The following is a 19,423-nucleotide window of genomic DNA, read 5'->3' as shown; positions in this document are numbered from 1 at the left end:
TCTCCCACCTTATTTATCGTGCGCTGATCAGCGGTGCAGTCAGCTTATCCAGCAGGCCAGCCTGCGCACTGCGCGGGTTCTGGTTGCCACTTGGGCTGGTGCGCAGATAACGCCCGTCCGACTGCAGCACCCAGGCCTGGGTGTTGTCGGTCAGGTAGCTTTCCAGCTCCTTCTTGACCCGTAGAATCAGCTTCTTGCCTTCCACCGGGAAGCAGGTCTCGACGCGCTTGTCGAGGTTGCGCTCCATCCAGTCGGCGCTGGACAGGTAGATCTTCTCCTCGCCGCCATTGGAGAAATAGAACACCCGCGTATGCTCGAGGAAACGGCCGATGATCGAGCGCACCTGAATATTGTGCGAGACCCCAACAATGCCCGGACGCAGGCAGCACATGCCGCGCACCACCAGATCGATCTTCACCCCGGTCTGACTGGCCTTGTACAGCGCGCGGATGATCTTCGGATCGGTCAGCGAGTTGAACTTGGCGATGATATGCGCCGGCTTGCCTTCGGCGGCCAGGGCAGTTTCGCGGGCGATCATGTCGAGCAGGGTCTTTTTCAGGGTAAACGGCGCGTGCAGTAGCTTCTTCATGCGCAGGGTCTTGCCCATGCCGATCAGTTGGCTGAACAGCTTGGACACATCCTCACACAGCGCCACGTCGGCAGTGAGCAAGCTGTAGTCGGTGTACAGCTTGGCGTTGCCGGCGTGGTAGTTACCGGTACCCAAGTGCGCGTAACGAACGATATCGCCCGCCTCGCGGCGCAGAATCAGCATCATTTTGGCGTGAGTCTTGAAACCCACCACGCCGTAGATCACCACCGCACCTGCAGCCTGCAGACGGCTGGCCAGCTGCAGGTTGGATTCTTCGTCGAAACGCGCACGCAGCTCGATTACCGCCGTAACTTCCTTACCGTTACGCGCTGCCTCGACCAACGCGTCGACGATCTCCGAGTTAGCCCCGGAGCGGTACAGGGTCTGCTTGATGGCCAGCACGTGCGGGTCTTTCGCCGCCTGGCGCAGCAGGTCGACCACCGGGGTGAACGACTCGAAGGGGTGCAGCAGGAGGATGTCCTGCTTGCTGACCACGCTGAAAATATTCTCGGCGTTCTGCAACAGCTTGGGGATCACCGGGGTGAACGGCGTGTATTGCAGCTCCGGATGGCTTTCCAGGCCAGTGATGCTGAACAGGCGGGTCAGGTTGACCGGACCATTGACCCGATACAACTCGGCCTCGGTCAGGCTGAACTGCTTGAGCAGGTAATCCAGTAGCGGCTGCGGGCAGGTGTCGACCACTTCCAGGCGCACCGCATCGCCGTAACGACGGCTGAACAGCTCGCCACGCAGGGCACGGGCCAGGTCTTCGACGTCCTCGGTGTCCACCGACAGGTCGGCGTTACGGGTCAGGCGGAACTGATAACAGCCCTTGACCTTCATGCCTTGGAACAGGTCATCGGCGTGGGCATGGATCATGGAAGAAAGGAACACGAAATTGTCGCCAGGGCCGCCAACCTCTTCCGGCACCTTGATGATCCGTGGCAGCAGTCGCGGCGCTGGGATGATCGCCAGACCGGAGTCGCGACCGAAGGCGTCGATGCCTTCCAGCTCGACGATAAAGTTCAGGCTCTTGTTCACCAGCAGCGGGAACGGGTGCGTCGGGTCGAGGCCGATCGGGGTGATGATCGGGGCGATCTCGTCGCGGAAATAGCGGCGTACCCAGGCCTTGTGCTTGGCCGTCCAGAAACGCCGGCGGATAAAGTTGACGTTGTGCTTGGCCAGCGCCGGGAACAGGGTGTCGTTGAGGATGGCGTACTGCCGGTCCACCTGCTCGTGCACCAGCTCGGCAATCCGCGCCAGCGCCTGGTGTGGCTGCAGGCCATCGGCACCGGCCTGTTCACGGGCGAAGTTGATCTGCTTCTTCAGGCCGGCCACGCGGATCTCGAAGAACTCGTCGAGGTTGCTGGAGAAGATCAGCAGAAACTTCAGCCGCTCCAGCAGCGGATAGGACTCATCCAACGCCTGTTCCAGCACGCGGATATTGAATTGCAGCTGCGACAGCTCGCGGTGAATGTACAGACTGCTGTCATCCAGGTTATGGATCACCACTGGCGCCGGGGCGACCGGCGCAGGGGCTTCGATGACAGGCACTTCCACGGCTACAACCTCGTCGACGACCGGCTGGGCGTCTTGCAATTCAGGGGTACTGAGTCCTTCGGTGTTCATTACAAAGTCCTGGCGGGGCTATTGCCCCTGCTTCAGCAGTTCTGCCGCGCGCACGGCGAAATAAGTCAGGATGCCATCGGCACCCGCACGTTTGAAGGCGGTCAGTGATTCGAGAATTACTGCCTCGCCCAACCAACCATTCTGGATCGCCGCCATATGCATGGCGTACTCACCGCTGACCTGATAGACAAAGGTCGGCACTTTGAATTCCGCTTTGACCCGCCAGAGGATGTCCAGATAGGGCATACCCGGCTTGACCATGACCATATCTGCGCCTTCGGCCAAATCCGCCGCCACTTCGTGCAGCGCTTCATCGCCGTTGGCCGGGTCCATCTGATAGCTGGCCTTGTTGGCCTTGCCCAGGTTGGCCGCCGAACCCACCGCGTCACGGAACGGGCCATAGTAGGCACTCGCGTACTTGGCCGAGTAGGCCATGATGCGCACATTGCTGTGGTCGGCCAGCTCCAGCGCCTCGCGGATCGCCTGCACGCGGCCGTCCATCATGTCTGACGGGGCCACCACCTGGGCACCGGCGGCGGCATGTGACAGTGCCTGCTTGACCAGCGCATCAACGGTGACGTCGTTCTGCACATAGCCGGATTCATCAAGGATGCCGTCCTGTCCGTGAGTGGTGAACGGGTCCAGCGCCACGTCGCTGATCACCCCCAGCTCGGGAAATTTGGCGCGCAGGGCACGGATTGCACGCTGAGCGATGCCGTCCGGGTTCCAGGCCTCTTCAGCCAGCAGGGATTTCTTCTCCAGCGGCGTCACCGGGAACAGCGCGAGCGCCGGAATGCCCAGGGCGACCCAGTGCTCGGCTTCCTTGAGCAGCAGGTCGATCGACAGGCGCTCGACGCCGGGCATCGAAGCAATCGCTTCGCGGCGGTTTTCGCCGTCGAGGACGAATACCGGCAGAATCAGGTCATCGACACTCAGGCGGTTTTCCCGCACCAAACGCCGGGAAAAGTCATCACGGCGGTTGCGACGCAGGCGAGTGGCGGGAAACAGGCGATTGGCAGGGGTAAAGCTCACGGCAGGCTCCGAAGCCCGTAGCGACGGGCGAGTGTGACAGTTATAAGCCGTCATTATGACCAAAGTATGACAACTCACGACAGCGCTGCGACCGCTTGCCGCAAGGCCAACCAGCATAGCGCCGCAACTATGTCGAAGATATGTTGCACACGCATAAGCCCAGCCGGGTTTTCGCAGCGCGGAAAGCACAACGGTGGAGCAGGCCTGCGCCTGTCCACCGTTGTGGGGTCCAACCATGAATAACGCTTAGGCGGGAACGGCATTCTGCCCGCGCGGGGTCCAGAACAGTGCACCCAGGCTGAGCAGGCTGTAACCCAACAACAGTCCCCAAATCAGCGGTTGGGCCGGTAGCAGGCCCAGCTGCAACGCCAGCCAGGCCAGCGGTAGGTTGAGCAGCAGACGCAGCATTTCCAGACGTTTGGCGTTAGGTCGGTTTTCCAGCCAGCTGCCGATGATGTACAAGCCCACCGCCATCCAGGCCACGCCAAGCAGCGTTTGCGCCAGGCTTAGCTCGCCGGCCATACCCAGCAGCAGCGTGCCGCCTGCCACATAAAGGCTGAACTGCACACCGGCATAAAGTTTCTGCGCCAGGCTCAGCGGCACATCGAATTTGACGAACTGGCTGAGGTCCGGCTTGCTCTGTGGATACTTGGCTGCAACGTCAGCCGGGCGCCAGCCCGTGCGCATAAACCAGATTCGCAACTTGTCCCACCACGATTCGGTACGTACCGCATCACGCCACAGTGCGACATAGAACTGCGCATTGGCCCAAAGCGGGTTCCAGCTGGCCAGCGGCGTGGTTACGCCAAAGATCACCGGCTCTTCATCCAGCTCTTCCTGAAAGGTGCCGAACAGACGATCCCAGAGAATGAACACGCCGCCATAATTGCGATCCATATAAACAAGATTCTGCGCATGGTGCACACGGTGGTTGGACGGGGTTATAAACGCCCACTCGAACCAGCCCAGTTTTGGGATATGCCGGGTATGCACCCAGAACTGGTAGAGCAGGTTCAGCGCCGCCACGGTCAGAAATACCAGCGGCGGCACGCCGGCCACGGCCATCGGCAGGTAGAAGATCCAGCCGAAGATAAACCCGGTACTGGTCTGCCGTAGCGCAGTAGAGAGGTTGTAGTCCTCGCTCTGATGGTGCACCGAGTGCGCGGCCCACAACACATTGCGCTCATGACCCAAGCGGTGGTTCCAGTAGTAACAGAAGTCGTAGAAGACGAAAGCGAACACCCAGACCCACAGGCTGCTGGCCGACAGTTCGAACAGCGCCAACTGTTGCCAGGCAAAGGTGTAGGTGAGCAGGCCGACGACCTTGGTCAGCAAGCCCACCGTAGTCGACAACACCCCAGCGCTGAGGCTGTTAACGGCATCGGAAAAGCGGTAGGTGCTGACCCCGCGCCAGCGGTCGAGCAACAGCTCTAAAGCGATCAAGGCAAAGAAGAACGGTACGGCATAAAGGATGTAATTCATGGTTTCACCGGTTGCATAGAATCGCCATATCGCTGCACGAGGCTAACGGCTAGGATTGCTCAATAAATCCTAGCCCAGCGCTACATCCGCCTCGCGGCGCACCATGCCAACCTAGGTGGCATATGGCGACATTACGGCTCAGGCGACGACAGAACACGACTCAATCCGATACGGCTGGCAATTCAGGAGAACTAGATGAACAAGAAAGTTGCGGTGATTCTTTCCGGCTGTGGCGTCTATGACGGCGCGGAGATCCATGAAAGCGTGATCACCCTACTGCGCCTCGATCAGCGCGGCGCGCAAGTGCAGTGCTTTGCCCCCAACGTGGCGCAACTGCATGTGGTCGATCACTACAGCGGCGACGAGACGGACGAAACGCGCAACGTACTGGTGGAGTCGGCGCGCATCGCCCGCGGCCAAATCAAGGACGTCAAGGAACTGCATGTCGGCGACTTCGATGCGCTGATTATGCCCGGCGGTTTTGGCGTAGCGAAGAACCTCTCCGACTTCGCCATCAGCGGTGCCAACTGCACGGTGCAGCCGGACGTATTGAGCGCCGCCCAGGCCTTCGTCAAGGCCGGAAAGCCGGTCGGCCTGATCTGTATCTCCCCAGCGCTGGCGGCGAAGATCTTCGGCACAGGCGTAATCTGCACCATCGGCAAGGACCATGAAACCGCCGCTGCCCTGGTGCAGATGGGCGCGGAGCACCATGAATGCGAAGTCAGCGAGATCGTCGAAGACGCCGAGCGCAAGCTGGTGACCACCCCAGCCTATATGCTCGCCCAGTCGATCAGCGAAGCCGCCTCGGGAATCAACAAGCTGGTGGATCGGATACTCGAACTTAGCCACCCAGCCTGAGTCTACGGCCTGATCAGCCACCGGAGCAGGCCGATAGCAAGCCAATCACGCCAATGCGCGCGGTACTCCGGCCGCGCCACTGGTCACAGCGGCCCCAGTGCGGCAGGTTGATCGTCCATCCGCCCAGGCACGACTCCCATGAGCAACCCACCTTTCGAGCTCACCGCCGAGCTGCAGCAAGCGGTTAGCAGTTTCTTTCAGCGCATTCCCTTCAACCAGATGCTCGGCATCGAGCTGGATGAACTGAGCGCTCAGCGCGTGACCATGCACCTGCCGATGAAGCCCGAGCTGATCGGCAACTTCGTTCACGGCATTCTGCATGGCGGGGTGATTTCCTCCCTGCTAGATGTAGCTGGTGGTGCCATGGCGCTGATCGGTGCGTTCGACAAGCACCAGCACCTGACAAGCGCAGAGCGCATGGCGCGGCTGTCCAAACTTGGCACCATCGACCTGCGTATCGATTACCTGCGCCCCGGTCGGGGCCAGCGTTTTACCGCCAGCGCGGTACTGCTGCGCACCGGCAACAAGGTGGCGGTGGTGCGCAGTGAATTGCACAGCGATGACGGAACCCTGGTGGCCGTCGGCACCGGAACTTATCTGTGCGGCTAGGCGCAGGCACAAGTGGGCTTTGCGCCCGCGCAGGCTTACACTGTTTGGCAAATCCAATGGCTGCATGACCGGCCTGTAGTTGGAGCCATGCATGTTTTCACTGCCTCTATTCAGCCCACCCGCAGCGGACCAGATGGTCCTTCTCGACTGCAGCCATGACCCTCTGCTGGTGTTGCTGTCCTACCTGATTGCCTGTGCCGCCGGTTTTACCGCGCTAAATATGGCCGAACGCGTCAGCCGTGAGCAGAGCCGAGAACTGTGGCGCTGGGTCGGGGCCTGGGCCTTGGGTGGCGGAATCTGGTCGATGCACTTCGTCGCCATGCTGGCCTTTTCCGCACCACTGCCATTCAGATACGACCTCGGCATCACCCTGTTTTCCCTACTGATCGCCATTGCCGTGTCCTATGTAGTGATGCGGGTGATGGGCCACGAGCGGCTGCGTCTCTGGCAAACGGTGGCAGCCGCCATCGTCGCCGGCTGTGGCATTGCCAGCATGCACTACACCGGCATGGCGGCGATTCGCTCGGCGGCCAGCCAGCACTACGATCCCGGTCTGTTCCTGCTGTCGATTCTGATCGCCATCGCCGCCTCGCTCGCGGCCTTGCTGCTGGCCGGTTATTTTCGCGGGCAAAGCGGCCGCCGCGCCAACTGGCTGCGACTGCTAGCCAGCCTGATCATGGGTGGTGCGATTGCCTCCATGCACTTCACAGGCATGGCCGCATTAACCCTTAGCGTGCCGCTGGATGTCACGCTACAACCAGCCGCCAGCCAGGAAGGCCATCAACTGCTCGGCGCTGCGATTGCCCTGATTGCCCTACTGATCATCCTGATTGGCGCACTGGCCGGCTGGGCCGATCAGCGTCTGCGTCAGGAGCGGCGTCAGCTACACCAGCTGGCCCAGCAACTCGACACCCTGGCCCACTACGACGGCCTGACCGGTCTACTCAACGGCCAGGCCTTCAGCCAGATGCTCGACACCACCCTCGCCACCGCGCCGCCGCACGGCGCCACGCTGCTGTTTATCGACCTGGACAACTTCAAGCGGATCAACGACAGCCTCGGCCATGGTCGCGGTGATGAATTGCTCAAACAGGTGGGCGCGCGCATCCGCAGCGCACTGGGTCGCGAAGACCTATTGGCGCGCTTTTCCGGCGACGAGTTCTGCGCCTTTGCCCTCAACGTGCCGTTGCAGCAAGGCAGCCAACTGGCCGAGCGCATCCTCACGCAGATCCGCCAACCCTTCAGCCTGGAAAGCGGCCAACTCAGCCTGACCGCCAGCATCGGCATCAGCCGCTACCCGCAGGATGCCAATGATGCAGGCCAGTTGCTCAAGCAGGCCGGCATTGCCCTCGGCCACTGCAAGCGCCAAGGGCGCAATCACTGCCTGGGCTTCAGTACCCAGCTGGAGCACGACGCCCAGCAGGAGCTGAGCCTGGAACAGGAGCTGCGCCTGGCACTAAACCGCGACACGCTGCAGGTGTATTACCAACCCATACTGTCGACCCGCGGTGATCAGGTAGTGGCCCTGGAAGCCCTGGTGCGCTGGCAGCACAGCGAACTGGGGGTCATCAGCCCAGAGCGCTTTGTACGGATTGCCGAGCAGCACGGCTTTATCCATGAACTGGATATCTGGGTGCTCAAGCGCGCCTGCCGTGACCTCAAATGGCTGCACAACAATGGCTACCGACAGATGCACCTGGGGGTAAACTGTTCGGCCCTAAGCCTACTGCAGCCGCACCTGGTCAAGGCCATGGAAATCGAACTGCAACGCGCCGACCTGCCGCTCAGCTCGCTAACCCTGGAAGTTACGGAAAACGCCCTGATGCACGACCTGAGCGCCGCGCAGACGCAACTCGACAAGATCCGCGCCTTGGGCATGACCATCAGCATTGATGACTTCGGCACCGGCTACTCATCCCTGCAATACCTCAGCCGCCTGCCGGTGGACAGCCTCAAGGTCGACCGCAGCTTTATCCGCGAAATCCCCGGCTCCAGCAGCGGCATGGCGATTACTGCCGCGATCATCGCCATGGCCCACAAACTCAAACTGCGGGTGGTTGCCGAAGGCGTGGAGAACGTCGAGCAGATGATATTTCTGCAGGAGCAGCAGTGCGACTTGCTGCAGGGCTACCTGTTCAGCAAGCCACTGCCACTGGGGGAACTGCATACCTGGCTGAATGGTGGGCATTACCGCCAGCGTTATGCGCCAGTCTAGAGCCTGCTCAACGTCCGCTACGAGTCGGCCCTGCTGCGTTAAAAACAGGCTCGGAATGCTCATGTACAAAAGTCCACTCCGCTTCCTCGCCTGTTTTCGCCTTGCAGGACTCTAGCTCGCGAGGCCTTGAGCAGGGCCTAGCGTTGTAGACGGGTAAGAATACGATCCAGTGAATTGGCGAATGCCTGCTTGTCGCGCTCGCCATAAGGCGGCTGACCGCCGCCAACCTGCCCCTGCTCACGCAGCTCGGTAAACAGGTTACGCACCGCCAGCTTGTCGCCCATATTGCGCTCATCAAACTCGCGGCCGCGCGGATCGAGGGCCGCGACGCCCTTCTTCACCAGACGGTCGGCCAGCGGCACGTCGCTGCAGATCACCAGCTCACCCGGCAGCGCATGCTCCACCAGGTAATTATCGGCCGCATCCGGGCCGCTGGGCACCACGATCAGCCGCACACAGCTATACGCGGGTTTGATTTGCGCCTGCCCCGCCACCAGCAGCACCTCGAAGCGTCGCTTCAAGGCGAACTTCACCACCTGATCCTTGGCCGCCTTGGGGCAGGCATCGGCATCAATCCAGACTCGCATCACCCAGCATTCTCCAGAGACAGCAAAGCCGGCATGTTAAGCCATGCCGGCAGCAGCTGCGCTTCAAGCCTGAGACAAACGGCGACGCTCGCCCAGCCAGCTACGCCCGTAAAGCAGCGCGATGGCGGCCAACGCCGCAGCCTGCGCCGCCAGGCTGTAGGCATCATCGTGAATGCCCAGCCAGTCAAACTCGAAGAATGCCACCGGCCGCGTACCCAGCACCCCGGCTTCCTGTAGTGCCGCGACACCATGGCCGGCAAATACCACCGAGAGCACGCAGAGCAGCACGGCATTGACGCCGAAGAAGGTCGCCAGCGGCAGTTTGCGCGAGCCGCGCAGGATCACCCAGGCCAAGCCGAGCAGCAGCACCAGCGCCGCCGCCGCGCCAGCAAGAACCATCCCGTGGCCTTGCGGGCCGGCCTGTAGCCAGAGGGTTTCATAGAACAGGATGACTTCGAACAACTCGCGGTACACCGAGAAAAACGCCAGCACGGCAAAACCAAAACGCCCGCCACCGCCGACCAGGCTGCTCTTGATGTAGTCCTGCCAGGCCGCCGCATGTCGGCGGTCATGCATCCACACCCCGAGCCAGAGCACCATCACGCTGGCAAACAGCGCCGTCACGCCTTCCAGCAGTTCACGCTGCGCGCCGCTGACGTCGATCAGATAGGCCGCCAGCGCCCAGGTGCCAACCCCAGCCAACAACGCCAGGCCCCAGCCGATGTGCACGCTGCGCACCGCTTGTTGCTGCCCGGTGTTGCGCAGGAAGGCGAGGATCGCCGCCAACACCAGAATCGCCTCCAGCCCTTCACGCAGCAGAATCAGCAGGCTGGAGAAGAAGCTCAGCGAACTCGACAGGCCGTCGCTATCGAGCAAGGCGGCAGACCTCGCCAGCTCGGCCTTGGCCAGCTCCAGCCGCTGCGCCGCCTGCGGCACCGACAAGCCATCCTGCAATGCCTGGCGGTAGGCCATCAGCGCCCGCTCGGTGGTCTTGCGCTGCACCGAGTCGAGGTTATCCAGGGCGCTTTCGACCAGTTCGAAGCCTTCCAGATAAGCGCCGACGGACAGGTCATAGGCCTGCTCGTGCTCACCGGCGCGATAAGCCGCCAGACTCTGCTCCAGGGTCGCGCGGGTGTGCTCGATCAATTGCAGCGGGCCGCGCTGCTGCACCGGTGGCTGGGCTCGCTGAGCACGGAAGCGCGCAGCCGCTTCCTCACCCTGCGCGGCGACCACTTCATCCGGGGTCATGCCGGCCAGCGCCGCCATTTTGAATGGCTCGCCAGCAGCAACCGGCCCGGCGCTGAAGCCGGCGATATAGCTGGCCAAGTCCCAGCGCTGGCGCTCATCCAGCTGATCGGCAAAGGCCGCCATATCGGTGCCATCGATACCCAGGCCAATGGTGTTGAACAGGTCATACAGGCTCAATCGGTTAAGCCGCGCCAAATCGCGCAGGTTGGCCGGTGGCGGTTCCAGGCCGATACCCGCCGGCCCGTCACCCGCGCCGCTATCGCCATGGCACACACTGCAATGCTGGGCAAACAGCGGCGCGCCACGGCTGGGGTCAGGGGTGATGGCCGGGGTCTGGCTGACGCCATAGACCGTGGCCAAGGTGGCGGACAACTGCCGGGCCTGCTGCGCAACCTGGCTACCCTCGACACGCTGTTCGATACCCTGGCGCAGACTGGCCACGCCTTGCTCCAGTTCGGCTTGTTCGTTACGCGCTGGCAGCGCAACAATCAGACCTTGCAGTACAGTCATAAACTCCAGCTGCTCGCGGTATTCGCCGGAGTCGATCACCTGACCATTGGCCACGGTGGCCGGGTAATCAGCGCCCAGGTAACCGAGCAGATGCAGAGCTTGCGCCGCGCCCTCGATGGGCTCGGCCATAACAGCCAGGCTGCAGAGTGCCAACACGGGCACCAGCAACCAGCTGCAGAAACGCAATACGGAAGTCATATAGGAGTGGATACCAAATACGAATGGATGACATTCGATTGTTACCCTCCTAACGATTTTCCTCAACCACTGATCGACCATGGCCCGCGACGGATCGTCGCAACGCCGCAGGAGTGATGCGATGAGTTTTTGGCAACACCTGGAAGAACCAGCGCATGTCGTGGTTTGTGGCGCCAGCCGGGGGATTGGCCTGGCGCTGACCACCCAACTGCTCGCCCGCGCCGATGTCGCCGGGGTCTGGGCCATCGCCCGCCAGGCCAGTCAGGCGTCCGGCCTGCTTGAACTGCAAGCGCAATACGGCCAACGTCTGCACTGCCTGGATGCGGATGTATGCGATGAGGCGGCGCTGAGCGCTCTGGCCGCGCATTTGCACGCCGCCATCCCGCGCCTGCATCTGCTGTTGTGCACGGTTGGCGTACTGCAGGACGGCGCGGCGAAAGCCGAGAAGGGCCTGAACCAGATCACGCTTGAGGGGCTGCTGGCGACCTTTCAGCGCAACAGCTTTGCGCCGATTCTGCTGCTCAAGCACCTGCTGCCGCTGCTACGTGGCCAGCATGCCTGCACAGTGGCGGCGCTGTCGGCACGGGTCGGCTCGATTGGTGACAACCGCCTCGGCGGCTGGTACAGCTACCGCGCCAGCAAGGCTGCGCTGAATCAGTTGCTGCACACCGCGAGCATCGAGTTGAGCCGGATCAACCCCAACAGCTGCGTACTCAGCCTGCACCCTGGTACGACTGACACCGAACTGTCGAAACCCTTCCAGGCCAATGTGCCAGCCGACAAGCTGTTTACCCCGAGCTATTCAGCCGAATGCCTGCTGGCGCAGATCGAACAGCACGGCCCGCCGCAAACCGGCAGCTTCTGGGGCTGGGACGGCCAGCCAATTCCCTGGTAGCGATACCGGCGAAGATCAGACCGGCGCGCGGCGCACGCTGGCCAGCAAGGCCGCCGCGCCGACAAACAGCGCACCAAAGGTGCGATTCATCAGTTTCTGCTGATGTGGCGAACGCAGTGCACCCAGTACCCGCGCGGCCAGGCCGGTGTAGCCGGCCATCACGATCAGATCGACGCAGATCATGGTCACGCCCATCACCAGGTACTGGCTCAACAGCGGTGCTTGCGGGTTAAGGAACTGCGGCAGCACCGCGAGCATAAAGACGATCGCCTTGGGGTTGCTAAAGTTGACCAGGAAGCCACGCAGCACCAGGGTCAGCGGCCGGCCGATGGGGCGTTCGGCTTGCGCTGTCATATCGCTAGGCAAGGCCTGCCACTGGCGATAGCCGAGGTACACCAGATACACCACGCCAAACCACTTGATCAGGCTGAAGGCCAATTCCGACGCCGCCAGAATCGCCCCGACACCAGCGGCGACGATGGCGATCTGCAAAGCCAGGCCCAGCTGCAGACCCAGGGCATTCCAGTAACCGCGCACAAAGCCGTATTGCAGCCCGGCCGACATCGAGGCAATCGCCCCGGCGCCCGGCGACAAACTGATGACCCAACAAGCCACAAAGAATGCAAGCCAGGTTTCCAGTGCCATGGCAGATACCTCAAACAGAAAATAAAAAGGGGTAGGCCGCTAGCCTACCCCTTGTTGGGTTACTCGCCCAGCCGGCTCATCAGTCCGGCGAGCCTTTACGCAGCTGCACCGGCTCTAGCTCTGCTTCTTTGCGCGCCCGTGAGCGGGCCACCCGCATGCGGATATTGACGGCCTCTACCGCCAGCGAGAAGGCCATGGCGAAGTACACATAACCCTTCGGCACATGCACCTCGAAGGCTTCGGCGATCAGCACGGTACCGACCACGATCAGGAACGACAGGGCGAGGATTTTCAGGCTCGGGTGCTTGTCGATGAAATCACTGATGGTGCCGGCCGACAGCATCATCACGAACACCGAAATCACAATGGCCGCGACCATGACGGGTACGTTATCGACCAAACCGACGGCGGTGATGACTGAGTCCAGGGAGAACACGATGTCGATGATCGCGATCTGCACAATGATCCCCATAAAGCCGTAGGTCTTGCCACCCACGGCCTGGGCTTCTTCTTCGCCTTCCAGGCTGTGGAAGATCTCCGCAGTACTCTTCCACAACAGGAAAAGCCCCCCGAAGAACAGAATCAAATCACGCCCGGAGAAGCCCTGGTCGAACACATGGAACAGGTCGGCCGTCAGGCGCATCACCCAGCTGATCGACAGCAGCAGCAGAATTCGCGTGCCCATGGCCAGGGCCAGGCCGAAGAAACGCGCCTTGGGTTGCTGATGCTTGGGCAGGCGGCTGACCAGGATCGAGATAAAGATGATGTTGTCGATACCCAGGACAATTTCCAGGGCAGTCAGGGTCAGAAACGCGACCCAGAGTTCAGGACTGGCCAGCCATTCCATAATTGCTTAAACCTCGGAATTACGCGGTGTGGGGAGTTCGCCATTGCGCCAGCGACGTACGGCTTTTTGGAAAAACAGGCTATTAGGGATCTGCACCCAGGCACCAGGCGCATCACCGCTAAGATCTTCTAGGGTGGTATAGAACAGGTTGATCGCCACCACTCGCCCGCGCACACCGGGCTTGTCGGCGCTTTCCAGCACTTCAACGCACTCGCCGATACGAAAGGGCCCCATGGCGAAAATCAGCAGCGCGCAGAACATGTTGGACAACACGCTCCAGATCGCGAAGAAAGCCACCGCAGCGACGGCGGCAAAGCCGGTCAGCGCGGTCCACAGCACCTGCGCAGAAACGCCCAGGCGCTCCAGCACCAACATAAAGGCACTACCGAGAATCAGCCAGCGCAGCAGACCGCGCAGCGGCATCAGCAATTCGGCGGGCAATTGCGGATAGCGATTACCGAGACGGGTGATACCGCGGGTGAGAATGCGCTGAAACAGCCAGGCCAGCAGCACAATCAGGAGCACCTGACCGGCTCGTAGCAGCGGCTCTTGCCAAGCCATCAGCCACTCCAGGGTTGGCAGGCTGATGTTCAAGTGGCGGCCTCCAGCTCGGCCTGCAGAGTTTCGAGGGCTTCCAGGGCGAACATCCAGCGCTCCTCCAGATCAGCTTCGCGGCTTTTCAGCTTGGCCTGCTCGGCCAGGGCGTCACGCAATTCGTCCTTGCGCGCTGCTTCGTAGATGTCGCTATCACCCAGGCGGGCTTCGACGGTAGCGAGCTTTTCGTGCAACTGGCCCAGCTCTTTTTCCAGCTTGTCGGCTTCGCGCTTATGCGGTGCCAGCTGCTGACGCAAAGCGGCGGCGGCCTGGCGCTGCACACGCTTGTCGGATTTATCCGGGTTGCTTTCGCCACTGCTCGTCGGCGCCTGCCGCGTGCGGTAATCCACCAGCCAGCGCGCGTAGTCCTCCAGATCACCGTCGAACGGCTGCACCAGCCCATCGGCAACCAGCAGGAACTCGTCGGTGGTGCTTTTCAGCAGATGCCGATCGTGCGACACCACCACCACCGCGCCGCTGAATTCTTGCAGCGCCATGGTCAGCGCCAGGCGCATTTCCAAGTCGAGGTGGTTGGTCGGCTCATCCAGCAGCAACAGGTTGGGCTTGCCCCAGGCAATCAGCGCCAGGGCCAGACGGGCTTTCTCACCGCCGGAGAAATTCAGCACCGGCTCGTCACAGCGCGGGCCGCGGAAGTCAAAGCCACCGAGAAAATCGCGCAGCGTTTGTTCGCGCTCGGTCGGTGCCAGGCGCTGAAAATGCAGCAGTGGACTGGCTTTATCATCCAGAGCATCGAGCTGATGCTGGGCAAAATAGCCGACCACCAGGTTCTCGCCACGCTGCAGATGGCCGCTGAGCGGCTGCAGTTCGTTCGATAGGTTCTTGATCAGGGTCGATTTTCCCGCGCCGTTCGGCCCGAGCAGGCCCAGGCGCGCACCAGGCGCCAGGCTCAGTTTGACCTTTTCCAGCACCACCTTGTCGCCGTAACCCAGGCGACCTTCGCTGAGGCTGAGCAGCGGGCTAGATATCTTGTCCGCCTCACGGAAGCTGAAGTCGAAGGGCGAATCGACGTGCGCTGCCGACAGCTCTTCCATGCGCTCCAGCGCCTTGATCCGGCTCTGCGCCTGACGCGCCTTGGTGGCCTGGGCCTTGAAGCGGGCGATGTACTTTTCCATGTGCGCGCGCTGCGCCTGCTGCTTCTCGTACGCCTGTTGCTGCTGCGCCAGACGCTCGGCACGGGTGCGCTCGAAGGCCGAATAACCACCGCGATAGAGAGTCAGTTTCTGCTGATCGAGGTGGGCAACATGGTCCACTACGGCATCCAGGAAATCGCGGTCATGGGAGATCAGCAGCAAAGTACCGGGGTAACCTTTCAGCCAGCTTTCCAGCCAGAGGATTGCGTCGAGGTCGAGGTGGTTGGTCGGCTCGTCGAGCAATAACAAGTCAGACGGGCACATCAACGCCTGAGCCAGGTTCAGACGCATGCGCCAACCACCGGAAAAATCACCGACGCGGCGATCCATCTGCGCGCTGTCAAAACCCAGGCCGGCGAGCAGCTTGCGCGCACGGGCATCGGCGCTGTAGCCATCGAGGGTATCGAGTTCAGTGTGCAACCGCGCCACAGCTGCGCCGTCATGCGCGGCTTCGGCTTGCACCAACTCGGCCTGCACGCGGCGCAGCCGTACGTCGCCATCGAGCACATAGTCCACCGCCTGGTGCTCGACCGCGTCGATCTCCTGGCGCATGTGAGCCACGCGCCAATCGGCAGGAATCAGGCAGTCGCCCGCGTCCGCACTCAGCTCGCCGCGAAATAGGGCAAACAGGCTGGATTTGCCGGCGCCATTGGCGCCGATCAAGCCGGCTTTGTGGCCGGGGTGCAAGGTCATCTCGGCATCTTCTAGCAGACGCTGAGGGCCACGCTGTAAAGTCAGGTTCTGGAGTCGGATCATAATGGCGGCGGAGTCTACCAGAGTCCCTTTAGGGTCTGTTCCCGTTTCATCGCGAGCCGCGTTGCCGCGAGACTGCGTTTCTCGACACTCATTTGGAACAACCAAACTTGGTGTCTCGTGCCTTGCCTCGCGCAAAAACAGGCTCCGGCGCGGCCGTGAATGAAACGGGAACAGACCCTAGTGAAACCCGGAAAGCACCATGCCTACTGACCTGTGGCGATTCGCCGAAGCACTGTATCAACGCCCTGGCGTCGAGGCCGCGTGCCTGCACCTGCAAGAGCAAGGAGCAGACGTGTGCCTGCTGCTGTGCGCTGCCTGGCTGGAGCGCCGAAAAGTTGCCTGTACCGACGAGCGTACCGAGGCGTTGCGCGCGTTAGCCCAGCCCTGGCAACAGCAGGTGGTGGTGCCGCTACGGCAATTGCGGCAGCGCTGGCGCGAGCAGGCGCATAGCGATAGAGCTATGGCGGCGTTACGCGAACAGATCAAACAGCTGGAGCTGGCCGCAGAGCGCGAGCAGCTGGAGCGCCTAGCGGCGTGCACTCAAGATTGGTCAAACGGCGCGGCGGACAGGCCGCCGAACTGGCTGGAACGCCTAGCTCCCCAAGACGACAACCGCGATGCGCTGCAAACGCTGCGCATCGCGGCGACACAGCTCAGCGCTTAAACGGCGCTTGCCGGGGCGCTGCCGGTAGGTGCGGCAGGCGCTTCGGCAATCGGCGCGTTAGCAACGGCCGGCTTGGCGGCAACCGGTTTAGCCGCAGGCTTGGCGGCTGGTTTTTTCGCAGCAGGCTTCGCCACGGGTTTCGCCGCAGGTTTTACGGCCGGTTTGGCTGCAGGCGTACTGGCAGGTTTAGCCGCAGGCGCTTTCTTAACGGCAGGTTTAGCAGCTGCCTTGACGGGCTGTGCCACCGGCTTGCTCGCCGCAGGCTTGGCCGCGCTGGCAGCAGCTGGTTTCTTCGCCGCAGTTTTGGTGGGCGCCTTGGCGGCTGGTTTTGCTGCGACGGGAGCTTTGCTTGCAGCCTTGGCCGGCGCTTTAGCAGCAGGTTTAGCAGGCGCTTTAGCCGGTGCCTTGGCAGCTGGCGCAACCACCTTACTGGCAGGCTTCACCGCTGGTTTGCGGACCGCTGGCTTGGCCGGGGCTTTCGTGGCAGCAGGTTTTGCTGCAGCGGCCTTGGCCGAACGGTTGTCCAACGCTTTGCTTGCAGCTTCTTTAACCTTGCCCACGCCCTGGGCCAATTTCAGGCTTTCCTGAGCATCACGCTTGAGGCTGGCGATGTAGGTACGTGTTTCACTCTGACGGTCTTTCAGGGTATCGAGCAGTTGCTCCAGTTCGGCCACGGCTTCTTTAGCTTTGGCCTGCGCCTTGGCTTTGCCGGCTACCGCCGCATCCTGCATTTTGCTACGGGCTTTATGCAGTTTTTCCTGGGCTTTGCCGCGTTGTTTTTCCAGCTTGGCGAGCAGTTTCTCGGCATCAACCAAGGCACGAGTGCAGGCCTCTTCAAGATGCTCAAGCAGGCTGCTGGAAAGTTGCTGCAACAGGTGCAACGGGGTACTCACTGATTTCTTCTTTGCATTCTTTGTTGCCGACATGACACGCCTCCTGGCGGATGAAGATGGCGTCATACTAGTCCTCCTCTTGTCCGCCTTGCCACCTTGCCGCAACTGGCTGGCATAATCGGCGCATCTTCGCCGGAGAACACCCATGCCACGTTTCGCCCTGCTACTGCTCTGCCTGCTCACGCCCTTGTCTCAAGCAGACGAGCACGCCCATGACCTGGCCTATAGCCTAGGGGTAAAACTTGGTGAGCGGCTGCGCGACGAGGTACCGGATCTGGAGTTGCAAGCGCTGCTCGACGGTTTACGCCAGGCTTACCGTAATGAGCCACTGGCAGTGGATGCCAAACGCATCGAAAGCCTGCTGGCCGAACATGAAGCGCAGCTGGCCAGCGCCCCGGAACGCATCGAAAAAGCCAAGACTGCCGAGCAGCGTTTTCTCGCCGCGGAGAAAGCCAAGGCTGGCGTGCGTGTATTGCAAGATGGCGTACTGATGCAGGAGCTGCGCGCCGGCGACGGCCGCAAGCCCGGCCCGAAGGACCGCATACAAGTACGCTATATAGGGTTTCTGGCGGATGGCAGTCAGTTTGACGAAAGTCAGACCGCGCAATGGTTTCGCCTGGACAGCGTGATCGCCGGATGGCGCAGTGCACTGCAGCAGATGCCGGTGGGCGCGCAATGGCGCTTGGTGATTCCATCGGCTCAAGCGTATGGCGAAGAAGGCGCGGGGGATTTGATTCCGCCCTACTCGCCCCTGGTGTTCGAACTGGAGTTGCTCGACACCAAGGAGTAACGAGTCAATACATCAGAGGGCAGGTGCAGCCTGCTCCTGATGGGCGTTATGCAGGACTTCGATCAGGCAGTCCTCCAACTCAAAACGCTCGTGCAGCAATTGCCCCAGGCGTTTCAGCTCATCCAACAGAGAGACCGAATCGCTGCAATCACCATTGTCACAGCGATCATTGAAAGCCAGCGCCACCTCGGTAATCACCTCAATACGCGGATAGATCTGCTTGGCCAGTTCGAGGCCACGCTGATCACCAAAGGCCTTGGCTTCGCTGGTCAGCTGTTCGTAGACCTCGAAGTGCCCAGCGGATACGTAATCAACGAGGATTTCGCAGAAGCGTTGCAAGGCTTCTGCATTGGCGCTCGGCGCTTGCGGCGAATCGTTGATGGCGGCATAGGCGTGCACCAGCTCTTTGCGCTCTTGCAGCCAGCGGTCAATCAGCAGGTGAACCCCACCCCAACGTTCCTGGGCGTTCTGACAACTCTCGAGCATGATGACCTCTACTTCCCTATTGCTATTAGTGTTGTACGCCCGCATCGAGACAGTTTTTTGTCAGTCCGTGCAAGGTCTGGGAAGACAACCGTGAAACGGCAACTTTCCGGCGGTATCTGTGAGCCAGATTATTCCCGCAGGCTTAGGCCTTCAAGGTAGCGCTGGAGAAAATTTCATACAAGCGTTTAACTGGCGACTACTCAGACCTCTCAACCGCTGCGGGCTTGTAAAAGCTCAGAGTGACCTGACCAAGATCAATGCCCCACTTCGACATACGCGCTCGGTTGAGCATCACCTGGCCATCCATCAGGAACATCCAGTCATCAAAATCAACCACATAGGTTGAATCATCGACCTTCAGCCGCAGCTTGTATCGCCAATGCAAGGCATTACCAGCGACCTGCCCAACTGCCTCACCCTGCACATCGTCGGCCGTACCGCGCCAACTGCCGTCGGCCTGTTTTTTAAGCGTCCAGACGCGCCGCTCTGTGCTGCCATCGCTGTAAGTAAAGCGCTCGTCGAGCACGCCCACATCGCCGTCCCAGGTGCCGGTCATGACCACATGGAAGCGCTTGACCACCTCGCCTGAACGGTTCTGAAACATGCCCCAGGCCTGCAAGTTGCCATTGAAGTAATCGCTCAGTTCCAGGCGCGGCTGCTCACTGACGTAATCATTTACCTGCGGGCTGGCGCAACCCACCAGCAGCACCAGGCAAAAGATCAACAGCGTCCGCATACACACCTC

General features: G+C 61.3%; 18 protein-coding genes. 6 read left to right on the top strand and 12 right to left on the bottom strand.

All coding sequences use genetic code 11. The features are described 5' to 3' along the window. Positions 1-13: 13 nt before the first annotated feature. The 3 genes from ppk1 to AACX99_RS10265 form a co-directional block, all read right to left on the bottom strand. Complete coding sequence (gene ppk1 / locus AACX99_RS10275) at positions 14-2,218, bottom strand: polyphosphate kinase 1 (RefSeq protein WP_339411571.1); 2,205 nt, start codon at positions 2,216-2,218, stop codon at positions 14-16. Positions 2,219-2,236: 18 nt separating this feature from the next. Continuing rightward, the gene (hemB, locus tag AACX99_RS10270; RefSeq protein ID WP_160086719.1) at positions 2,237-3,250 is read right to left on the bottom strand and encodes a porphobilinogen synthase; all 1,014 of its coding nucleotides are present in this window, start codon (positions 3,248-3,250) and stop codon (positions 2,237-2,239) included. A gap of 246 nt (positions 3,251-3,496) precedes the next feature. Beyond that, complete coding sequence (locus AACX99_RS10265; RefSeq protein ID WP_339411568.1) at positions 3,497-4,732, bottom strand: sterol desaturase family protein; 1,236 nt, start codon at positions 4,730-4,732, stop codon at positions 3,497-3,499. Between the two features lie 195 nt (positions 4,733-4,927). Between AACX99_RS10265 and elbB the strand changes: the two genes are divergently transcribed. The 3 genes from elbB (at position 4,928) to AACX99_RS10250 (ending at position 8,414) form a co-directional block, all read left to right on the top strand. Further along, positions 4,928-5,590, top strand: coding sequence for an isoprenoid biosynthesis glyoxalase ElbB (gene elbB / locus AACX99_RS10260; RefSeq protein WP_339411567.1), 663 nt, complete (start codon positions 4,928-4,930; stop codon positions 5,588-5,590). A gap of 138 nt (positions 5,591-5,728) precedes the next feature. Further along, positions 5,729-6,199 carry a thioesterase family protein gene (locus AACX99_RS10255; protein ID WP_339411566.1) on the top strand — a complete coding sequence of 157 codons (471 nt, stop codon included), beginning with the start codon at positions 5,729-5,731 and terminating at the stop codon, positions 6,197-6,199. A gap of 91 nt (positions 6,200-6,290) precedes the next feature. After that, positions 6,291-8,414 (top strand): putative bifunctional diguanylate cyclase/phosphodiesterase, encoded by a 2,124-nt coding sequence (locus AACX99_RS10250; RefSeq protein WP_339411565.1) that lies wholly within the window; start codon positions 6,291-6,293, stop codon positions 8,412-8,414. Between the two features lie 137 nt (positions 8,415-8,551). Here AACX99_RS10250 and AACX99_RS10245 read toward each other — a convergent pair whose 3' ends face one another. After that, complete coding sequence (locus AACX99_RS10245; RefSeq protein ID WP_339411563.1) at positions 8,552-9,001, bottom strand: YaiI/YqxD family protein; 450 nt, start codon at positions 8,999-9,001, stop codon at positions 8,552-8,554. Between the two features lie 63 nt (positions 9,002-9,064). Beyond that, a complete protein-coding gene (locus AACX99_RS10240) occupies positions 9,065-10,957 on the bottom strand; it encodes an FTR1 family protein (RefSeq protein WP_339411561.1) in 1,893 nt (630 codons plus the stop codon). Between the two features lie 121 nt (positions 10,958-11,078). On the opposite strand from AACX99_RS10240, the gene AACX99_RS10235 reads away from it, so the two are divergent. Continuing rightward, positions 11,079-11,852, top strand: a complete 774-nt coding sequence (locus tag AACX99_RS10235; RefSeq protein WP_339411559.1) for an SDR family NAD(P)-dependent oxidoreductase — start codon at positions 11,079-11,081, stop codon at positions 11,850-11,852. Positions 11,853-11,867: 15 nt separating this feature from the next. Here the strand turns inward: AACX99_RS10235 and rhtB are convergent, their stop codons facing one another. The 4 genes from rhtB to AACX99_RS10215 form a co-directional block, all read right to left on the bottom strand. Then, the gene (rhtB, locus tag AACX99_RS10230) at positions 11,868-12,497 is read right to left on the bottom strand and encodes a homoserine/homoserine lactone efflux protein (protein WP_339411557.1); all 630 of its coding nucleotides are present in this window, start codon (positions 12,495-12,497) and stop codon (positions 11,868-11,870) included. A gap of 79 nt (positions 12,498-12,576) precedes the next feature. Then, positions 12,577-13,344, bottom strand: a complete 768-nt coding sequence (locus AACX99_RS10225) for a TerC family protein (protein ID WP_339411555.1) — start codon at positions 13,342-13,344, stop codon at positions 12,577-12,579. Between the two features lie 6 nt (positions 13,345-13,350). After that, on the bottom strand, positions 13,351-13,905 hold the full coding sequence (locus tag AACX99_RS10220) for a mechanosensitive ion channel family protein (RefSeq protein WP_339411861.1): 555 nt from the start codon (positions 13,903-13,905) through the stop codon (positions 13,351-13,353). 29 nt (positions 13,906-13,934) lie between these two features. After that, the gene (locus AACX99_RS10215; RefSeq protein WP_339411553.1) at positions 13,935-15,845 is read right to left on the bottom strand and encodes an ATP-binding cassette domain-containing protein; all 1,911 of its coding nucleotides are present in this window, start codon (positions 15,843-15,845) and stop codon (positions 13,935-13,937) included. A gap of 199 nt (positions 15,846-16,044) precedes the next feature. Here AACX99_RS10215 and AACX99_RS10210 point away from each other — a divergent pair, with 199 nt between their 5' ends. Further along, positions 16,045-16,509 carry a TIGR02444 family protein gene (locus AACX99_RS10210; RefSeq protein WP_339411552.1) on the top strand — a complete coding sequence of 155 codons (465 nt, stop codon included), beginning with the start codon at positions 16,045-16,047 and terminating at the stop codon, positions 16,507-16,509. Here the strand turns inward: AACX99_RS10210 and AACX99_RS10205 are convergent. After that, complete coding sequence (locus AACX99_RS10205) at positions 16,506-17,435, bottom strand: AlgP family protein (protein ID WP_339411551.1); 930 nt, start codon at positions 17,433-17,435, stop codon at positions 16,506-16,508. The genes AACX99_RS10210 and AACX99_RS10205 overlap by 4 nt on opposite strands. 112 nt (positions 17,436-17,547) lie before the next feature. Between AACX99_RS10205 and AACX99_RS10200 the strand changes: the two genes are divergently transcribed. Continuing rightward, positions 17,548-18,192, top strand: a complete 645-nt coding sequence (locus AACX99_RS10200) for an FKBP-type peptidyl-prolyl cis-trans isomerase (protein WP_339411550.1) — start codon at positions 17,548-17,550, stop codon at positions 18,190-18,192. A 12-nt stretch (positions 18,193-18,204) separates the two neighbouring features. Here AACX99_RS10200 and rsd read toward each other — a convergent pair whose 3' ends face one another. Beyond that, entirely contained in the window at positions 18,205-18,678 is a 474-nt protein-coding gene (gene rsd, locus AACX99_RS10195; RefSeq protein WP_339411549.1) for a sigma D regulator, read from the bottom strand. A gap of 196 nt (positions 18,679-18,874) precedes the next feature. Next, the gene (locus tag AACX99_RS10190) at positions 18,875-19,414 is read right to left on the bottom strand and encodes a DUF3833 domain-containing protein (protein WP_339411547.1); all 540 of its coding nucleotides are present in this window, start codon (positions 19,412-19,414) and stop codon (positions 18,875-18,877) included. Between the last annotated feature and the right edge of the window lie 9 nt (positions 19,415-19,423).

Origin of the sequence: Pseudomonas sp. EA_35y_Pfl2_R5, assembly GCF_963970805.1 — a bacterium.
Lineage (GTDB): Bacteria > Pseudomonadota > Gammaproteobacteria > Pseudomonadales > Pseudomonadaceae > Aquipseudomonas.
Note: the sequence above shows the minus strand (reverse complement) of the source record. Positions and strands in the feature narration are given on the sequence as shown.